This window comes from Fulvivirga sp. (assembly GCF_040220315.1).
GTDB lineage: Bacteria > Bacteroidota > Bacteroidia > Cytophagales > Cyclobacteriaceae > Fulvivirga.
On the sequence record NZ_JAVJUY010000035.1, the window covers coordinates 1 to 8,673 of the forward strand.

Sequence of the window (8,673 nt, forward strand, 5' to 3'; positions counted from 1 at the left end):
TTGTAGTGCTTCATTTTTGGCGCCTTGAGGAATAATCTCACCTTGGAGTTTGACGCCTCCCTGAATTTTGAGTGAACTCATTTAATTTCTTCTGCGTCTTGAACTACCACCACCTTTGCGATTATTTCTTCCCCTGCCACCACCGCTGCGGCTATTACTTTCGCGTTCTCGGTCTTCGTAAGATTTTCTGGTTTTGGCTTTGTAAAGTTTTTCGAACAAGTTGTCTTCCCGCACTTTACTTAAGTCAATATCCAGCTTACCACCAGAGATGGTCTGAATGTTTTCAAGAATTACGGCATCATCAATTACTTCTTTGTTCCAGCTGCCATAGAAGCTTTTCATTAGCTTACCAATATAAATAATGGCTTCCTCTTTTTCTTGTGGGTCTTCCTTCTTAATCGCCTCTTTAATCAATAACTCGATATTCTTACCATAGTGCTTATAGCGAATATGATTTGTGGAATAACCCATACGTTGAGGTTTTTTGTTGATCATTTCTTCCTCGGGCTTTGGATAGGGGCCATCTAACTCAATTTCTAAGCCAGCCATAATGTATAGATCATCCCATAGTTTTTGGTTGGTTTCTGTTGTTTCTTTTACGGAGGGTGCTATCTGACGCATCAGGTCAACCAATGCGTGGGCTTGTTCAGTTCTTTTTTCTTTGTCTTTTACCGTTTTTAAATACTCAACAAGCATTTGAACGTTTCGGCCATATTCTTTTAGAACTATTGGCTCCAGGCTGGTATTGTAATTCATGTGTATCGTTTAATTTTTATATGTCACATGCAATTCGCATGACTATCACTCTTAAAGGAATTCGGATAATCTGCTTGTGCTCATTACATGAAGTAACCTTAATTGGTGTGAATTTTAAGTTTAGCAAAACTAAGTAATAATGTTTTTTCACCAAAGTCATCAAAATTTACTTTGGCTTTGCGGTTTGCTCCGCTTTCATCTATCTCAGAAACCATCCCATAGCCAAATTTAGGGTGTTCTACTTTCATTCCACTTTGCAGATTGGAAGTATCACTCGGTTCAAAGTCGGGTGATGGTTTATAATTCGATTTTCTTTGTATCGGCTGTGAGGCCGTAGTTTTTTTCATTCCAGAAATAAAACTCTTTGCATAGCCTGCACCTGTATTAGCTGATTCGGTTGGTCGTGACCGTTCATTCACTTTAATAAAGCTAGGATCTACCTCATCGATAAATCTGCTGGGTTCACAATTCTTTAGCCTACCAAAGCGATACCGGCTTAATGCATAGGAAAGAACAAGTTTGTGTTCTGCACGTGTAATGGCCACATAAAACAAACGCCTTTCCTCTTCTAAATCTGCTCTGCTTGCCAACATCATTTGCGAAGGAAACAAATCTTCTTCCATTCCAACAATGTAGACGTTCTTGAACTCCAAGCCCTTGGCCATGTGTATGGTCATTAGCGTAACCTTGTCGTTATCATTATCCTTATCATTATCTACACCAGTGAGCAGTGCCACTTCCTGTAAAAAGGCTCCTAACGATTTATCCTCCTTTTCAGGATCATCAACAAATTCTTTTACCGCATTGAGCAATTCCTGAACGTTTTCGTAGCGATTGAGCCCTTCAACCGTTTTATCTTCATATAAATCACGCAGTAAGCCCGAACGCTTGGCAATTTCGGTGGCTGCTTCAAAGGCATCTTTCTTGCCAATTTCTATTTGAAATCGCTTGATCATAGTTACGAAATCAGTAACAGCATTGGCTGCACGGCCCGGAAGAATAGCGTTAATGTTAGTTAATACTTCCCATAACGGAATATTATTTTCATTAGCGGCTACCACCATTTTATCTACAGAAGTATCTCCTATACCACGTTTTGGGTAATTGATAATTCTGCGAAACGATTGCTCATCATTGGTGTTGATGGCAAATCGCATGTAGGCCATAATATCTTTGATCTCCTTACGAGCGTAGAACGACAGACCACCTACAATTTTGTACTTGATGTTCATTCTTCGTAAGGCCTCTTCCATGGCTCTCGACTGGCTATTGGTTCGGTAAAGAATGGCGATGTCACTATTCTTTACCTGATGCTGCATTTTATCTTCAAATATGGCTGAAGCCACCAGCTTGCCTTCTTCGTTATCCGAATTCGCACGAAGCACCTCAATGAGTGAACCCTCGTCATTATCCGTCCAGACGTTCTTTTTTAGCTGTGCTTTATTTTTGAAGATGACTGAATTGGCTGCATTTACGATGGTTTTTGTAGAACGGTAGTTTTGCTCCAATTTGATAACCCGCAAATCAGGGTAATCCTTTTCAAAATTGAGAATGTTTTGAATATCCGCACCACGGAAGGCATAAATACTTTGTGCATCGTCACCTACTACACAAATATTTTGTCGAACTGCGGCAAGTCTTTTGGTAATCAGATACTGCGAAATATTAGTATCCTGAAACTCATCTACCATCACATAATGGAAACGCTGTTGGTATTTGTTGAGCACATCAGTATGCTCTTTGAAAAGCACATTCGTGTTAAAAAGCAGGTCATCAAAATCCATAGCGCCTGCTTTGAAGCAACGCTCTGAGTAAATTTTATAGATCTTACCCAACTCAGGCTTCATGTTGCTTTCGTCATCGGCCTGATAAATAGGGTTGTTTAAATACTCGCGCCACGAGATAAGTCGGTTTTTAGCACCTGATATTCTGTTGAAAACCACATTGGGCTTATATACTTTGTCATCAAGGTTTAATTCTTTTACAATGGTTTTTACCAACGATTTAGAATCATCCGCATCGTAAATGGTGAAGTTGCTAGGGTAGCCCAGCTTGTCAGCCTCAGCTCTTAAAATTCTGGCAAAAACGGAGTGGAATGTACCCATCCATAGATTTCTGGCCTCGGTGCCAACCACACTTTCTATACGATCGCGCATTTCTTTGGCGGCCTTATTGGTAAAGGTAAGTGCCAAAATGTTGAACGGATCAACCTGTTTGTTTTGAATCAGATAAGCAATTCTAAATGTAAGAACTCTTGTTTTTCCTGACCCCGCACCGGCAATTAGCATGGTGGGTCCTTCTGTGTTAACTACTCCTTCTCGTTGTGGTTCGTTGAGGCTATCTAAATACTCCATTCGCGCGAACTATCCCCTGTAAATTTTGATGATGTGATAAGGAACAAATCTAAGGTATTTGATGTGTTTGTACTACGGAGATTTGAAGTTTTCTGTGATTAAAGTTGCTGGTCACTAGTTACTGGTTGCTGGTCACTGGTTATTGGTCTCTAGTCGCTAGTAACCAGACGCTAGCCACCAGCTACCAGCCACCAGCCACTAGCAGCTTGGAGTTAAATGCTGTAGCTTTGCTCATTGATAATTGCACATTGCTAATTGAAACATGATTGAACACGGAAAAGTAATCCTGTCTGATGACATCAAAGAGAAGTTTTTTGTTTGCAACCTGGAGAAGTGTAAGGGGGCATGTTGTGTAGAAGGTGATTTAGGTGCGCCTTTGGAATTGGACGAACTAAAGAAACTGGAAGAGGCCTATGAGGCAGTGAAACCTTATTTAATGGAGGAGGGGATAGCAGCCATTGAAAAAGAAGGCAAATATGTGCTGGATGAAGATGGTGAATACTCTACCACCACAATCGGTGGAGCGGAATGTGCCTATGCCGTGTATGACGAGAAGGGCATTTTAAAATGTGGTATTGAAGAAGCGTATAACGATGGCAAAACGGACTTTAAAAAACCAATAAGCTGCCACCTGTATCCAATACGCGCCAAGAAGTACGATGAGTTTGAAGCCCTGAATTACGACCGTTGGCACATCTGCAATCCGGCCTGCGATTTCGGCAAGGAACTAGGTATTGAAATTTATAAATTCTTAAAAGACCCGCTCATACGTAAATATGGTGAGCAGTGGTACAATGAGTTGGTGGAGTTGATTGAGGCAAAGAAAGACTAGACAAGTTGTTTATTGAAAATTCATTCTGAAATCGCATCTAGCGCAAGTATCCACTTGTGCTTTTCAATGACCATAAGGGTTTGTAACCCGGCAATTTAATCCATAACTAAAGGTGCCACAGACTCTTGGGTAATTGTTCAGCCAAAGCATCGGACATGAGCAGGTTGTTCTAATACAGCGCATGGCTATTGTTCACTTGAAACTAATCGTATGGGTATGATCAATGAAAATCTAGCTTGAAAAATATTGTCGTTGCCCGATTCTCCAAGTTCTGAAATGTTATCAAGATAATCAGTAGCAGTGTTCAAGGCGCTTAAGGAAACACCCAAGCCTACCTTATTTGATAGGTAAAAAATGGCTCCAATACTTGTAGGTAGAAATGCAGTTGTATTTCTGTAGTCCTCGCCATCTTCTCTTGTATTCGTGGCATTTACGAGGCTTTGTCCGCTGGCATCTTTGGGTGTAAAACGTAGAAAACCAATGCCTTGAGAAATATACACCCACCAACGCTCATTTTTAATGAAGTGATAATTAAGCGCATAATTAACTCCGAAAAAGGTGGTTTTAAAGTATCGATTAGGAGTAACTGTTCCGCCTTGAGTAGGTGGGGCTTGTTCCGGATCATCATCACTTACAGACCCTAAAATCAGCTGAAAGGACCCGTTGAGCTTACGCTTTTTATTCAATCGAATTCCTACATGAAAACCACCTCCCGCCTGATCAAAAGAACCCATATCCCCTGAATAGCTAAACAATGAACCTCCGGTTTCAAGCAGCAATTTGTTTTGGCCGAAAGAAGGTGCAGTAGAAATGGCGATGATTAATATAATGATGGATATCCTCAAGGCAGCTATTTGTAATTCACAACAATTGTTGAATTCTTATTCAAAGATAGGTTAAATAGAATAGCATTATCAGACATGCTGAAAACAGCTTTCTTACCATCAATCATAATATTGTCAGGCTCTGGCACACCTATTAAACTGAACTTAATATTCCTATTTTCTGGAGAATTTACATACCCTGAGCCCTCTACATTTAAAGTAATACTTAATCCGGTTTGGTTTGGCTGAACATTAGTCTTAATCAAATGATATTCACCTTTTTCGTAGGCACCTTTTGTTTTACCATCATCAAAGTAAACGACATTTTCACTAGAATTTTCTGTGTAATAATAAGTGAAATTGAGATTCTCAGAAGTAAACTCAGTAGTATTGTTCATGGCTGGTGTAGTAACTAGTACACAACCACCTTTAACATATACAGGTATGTGATCCTTGGCCAACGTTTTTCCAACCCATTGATTGCCCTGATGTTGGCTGTTCAAGTGCAAGTCGTACCAAACACCTTCAGGTAAATAGGTTTTATGGATTACTTCGCCTGGTTGTAAAACAGGACTCACCAATAAATCCTCACCCCACATATACTCACTAATCAACGTATCAGGAATTGATTCATATTCCATGAATATTGGTCTGGCCATTGGAATGCCCGAGGTCATGTTTTTCCAGGCGAGTGTGTAATTATAGGGCAACATTTTATAACGCAGTTCAATGGCTGGCTTTACATTTTTCTGTACTTCTTCAGGCCAGGTTACGGGTTCTGGAGCAACTACTTCATCAGCATGTGGTCTAAAGACAGGAGTGAAGATGGCAAACTGTAACCATCGTGTATATAATTCAGGATTTGCTTCTTCCACGAACGAAAACCCACCTGCATCGGCATGCATGTAGCCAATGCCGCTCATTCCAATGCCTGTCATAATTGGAATTTGTGCATTTAACCCCGACCATGTTCGGCTCACATCTCCCGACCATGGAATCAGTGAATAGCGTTGAGTACCTGCAAAACCTGCTCGGCCCATATGAAAAAGTCGCTCATTTGGGTAATCCTTTTCATAACCCTCATAAAGCATTTTAGCCCATTCATGGCCATATGCTCCATGAACTTCTTGTCCCAACCCGTTCACATGTATTATATCGTCTGGGTGTACTTCCGGCTCACCCAAGTCTACCCACCAGCCATCAATGCCGTATTCATCCATTCTTTTGTACTGATTCCATATCCATTGTTGGGCATCAGCATTGAAAATGTCTAGTAAACCGGTATTACCGAAGTAGAAATAAGGTATTTGCATAGCATTTCCGGCATTGTCTTTAGCCAGCAATCCTTTTGACTCAAGTTCTTCAAATCGACCTGATTTTAAAGTGAAAAACGGCTCAGAAACAGTGATGGTTTTTACATTCTTTTCTTCAAATTCAGCAATCATCTCTTTCGGATTTGGCCATTTTTCTGCATCCCAATCTAATTTGCCCATTTGTCCGTCTTGTAGCTCCGGGCCAAACCAGTAGATATCCAAAATCATGGCGTCTACAGGATAACCAGCTTCCAGCGATTTGTTTAACATGGACAAAGCCTCCTTCTGATTTCGGTAACCAAAACGAGACTGCAAATTTCCGAATGTCCAGACAGGGGGGAGCTGCTGGCGGCCTGTCAGTTCAGTATACTTGGCAATCATGTCGTCATAAGAATCTCCGTTAATGAAATAATAAGACATGTTGCCGCCTAACGTTGAGAAGTTTAATTCATCTTCAACTGTTTTGCCAATATCCATCCAGCCTTTTGCAGGATTGTCAAACAACAGCATATACTTTTCAGATGAAGTGATATGTGGAATGCAATAGTTCAAGAGCACGCTTCCCATCTGATAGGCGTAATGCGCCTTGTTGAACATGTCAAGTTTATAACCTCTTCTATTTAAAGGTAAAGCCCTGGCGCCTGTTCCATAAATAGCTTCATTTTCTTTCAGCTTGAACTGAATGCTTGTAGTATCTCCATTTCTTCCATAAGGCGATATTAGGTACGCTTTTTCTGTGGAGTTTACATCTCTTATGCTAATAGAAAATGGCTTTAGCTGAACAAAGAGCTCAATATTTTCAGTGCTAAGGATTAAGTTATCTTCTTGTTTTTCAACTTGTAAATTCACTGATGAAGTAAGAATTGGAGCGTAGTCCCTGTCACCATAAGTGAGGCTATCAGAATATCTGAAATTGATAATATCTTGCGTGATGGCGCTTATTGTGAGCAGACCATTTTCATACGGTATTTCAATATTGCTACCCTTAAAAGCTGTATCTGCTGATTCGTTATTTGAGCATGAAAATGTGAGGTTTAAGAGTAATAAGATAATGTAAATGGAGTGCTGTAAACGTATTTCTTTTCTCATATTCAGTTAAAGTGAATAATGAAGATACATCAGACCGAAATATTATGAAAGGGGACATTAGCAAAATAAAAAAGCCTCTCCATCAAATGAAGAGGCTCCTACGTGTAGTTCAACTATTTATTGAATACCGCTCATATCAAAAGTATCCATAAAAGCAGTGGTAAAATCACCAGACTGGAACTTCTTATCGTCCATTAACTTTAAATGGAATGGTATTGTTGTTTTAATTCCTTCAATAACGAATTCGCTTAGCGCTCTTTTCATTCTTGTAATTACTTCTTCCCTAGATTGGCCGCTCACGATAAGCTTGGCAATCATTGAGTCGTAATTTGGTGGAATGGTATATCCAGCATACACGTGGCTATCCACTCTTACACCGTGACCACCTGGCAAGTGTAGATTGGTAATCTTTCCTGGTGATGGTCTAAAACCATTTGCTGGATCTTCTGCATTAATTCTACATTCCATCGCAAAAAGGTTGGGAGTGTAGTTTTTGCCTGAGATAGTAATTCCTGCAGCTACTTTAATTTGTTCTTTAATCAAATCGTAATCAGTAACCTCCTCAGTAATAGGGTGTTCTACCTGAATACGAGTATTCATTTCCATGAAATAGAAATCTCCGTGCTTATCAACTAAAAATTCAACAGTTCCGGCACCTTCATATTTTATGGCTTCAGCGGCTTTAACGGCAGCATCACCCATTTTATCTCTCAGCTTTTTGAATTTAGTCATTACTGGAGATGGAGTTTCTTCTAATAATTTTTGGTGTCTTCTCTGAATAGAGCAATCCCTTTCAGATAAATGGCAAGCTTTACCTCTTTTATCGCCTACAATTTGAATTTCTACGTGACGAGGCTCTTCAACAAATTTCTCAAGGTAAAGTCCATCATTGCCAAATGCTGCTCCAGATTCTTGCTTTGCATCATTCCAAGCCTTTTCAAAACCTGCTTCATCTTTTACTATTCGCATACCGCGGCCACCACCTCCGGCTGTTGCTTTAAGAATTACGGGATACTTGATTTTACTGGCAATTTTCTTGCCTTCTTCAATGGATTTCAACAATCCTTCAGAACCAGGAATAGTAGGAACTCCTGCTTTTTTCATGGTTGCTTTGGCTGTAGCCTTATCACCCATTTTATCAATCATATCAGGTGATGCACCAATAAATTTGATGCCATATTCCTGACAAACAGCACTGAACTCAGCATTTTCTGAAAGGAAACCATACCCAGGATGAATCGCATCTGCATTGGTAATCTCAGCGGCTGCAATAAGATTAGGTATATTTAAATAAGAGTCTTTGCTAGGAGGTTTCCCAATACACACCGCTTCATCTGCAAAGCGCACATGAAGGCTTTCCCTATCGGCAGTGGAATAAACAGCAACCGTTTTAATGCCCATTTCTTTGCACGTTCTAATTACGCGCAGGGCTATTTCTCCTCTATTTGCAATTAATATTTTTTTAAACACAATCTTTCGAATTTAAGGTTACAAACAACATGATC

At 40.0% G+C, this 8,673-nt stretch carries 6 protein-coding genes; 1 reads left to right on the forward strand and 5 read right to left on the reverse strand.

All coding sequences use genetic code 11. The annotated features are described in order from the left end of the window. Positions 1-81: 81 nt before the first annotated feature. Both RLO81_RS01140 and RLO81_RS01145 read right to left on the reverse strand, forming a co-directional pair. The gene (locus tag RLO81_RS01140) at positions 82-756 is read right to left on the reverse strand and encodes a DUF4290 domain-containing protein (RefSeq protein WP_350105999.1); all 675 of its coding nucleotides are present in this window, start codon (positions 754-756) and stop codon (positions 82-84) included. 98 nt (positions 757-854) lie between these two features. Further along, the gene (locus RLO81_RS01145) at positions 855-3,110 is read right to left on the reverse strand and encodes an ATP-dependent helicase (RefSeq protein WP_350106002.1); all 2,256 of its coding nucleotides are present in this window, start codon (positions 3,108-3,110) and stop codon (positions 855-857) included. 262 nt (positions 3,111-3,372) lie between these two features. Between RLO81_RS01145 and RLO81_RS01150 the strand changes: the two genes are divergently transcribed. Further along, entirely contained in the window at positions 3,373-3,942 is a 570-nt protein-coding gene (locus tag RLO81_RS01150) for a DUF3109 family protein (RefSeq protein ID WP_350106005.1), read from the forward strand. A gap of 185 nt (positions 3,943-4,127) precedes the next feature. Here the strand turns inward: RLO81_RS01150 and RLO81_RS01155 are convergent, their stop codons facing one another. The 3 genes from RLO81_RS01155 to accC form a co-directional block, all read right to left on the reverse strand. Further along, entirely contained in the window at positions 4,128-4,787 is a 660-nt protein-coding gene (locus RLO81_RS01155; protein WP_350106008.1) for an outer membrane beta-barrel protein, read from the reverse strand. 5 nt (positions 4,788-4,792) lie between these two features. Then, positions 4,793-7,168 carry a glycoside hydrolase family 31 protein gene (locus RLO81_RS01160; protein ID WP_350106011.1) on the reverse strand — a complete coding sequence of 792 codons (2,376 nt, stop codon included), beginning with the start codon at positions 7,166-7,168 and terminating at the stop codon, positions 4,793-4,795. A 117-nt stretch (positions 7,169-7,285) separates the two neighbouring features. Further along, entirely contained in the window at positions 7,286-8,638 is a 1,353-nt protein-coding gene (accC, locus tag RLO81_RS01165; protein WP_350106013.1) for an acetyl-CoA carboxylase biotin carboxylase subunit, read from the reverse strand. Positions 8,639-8,673 lie beyond the last annotated feature (35 nt).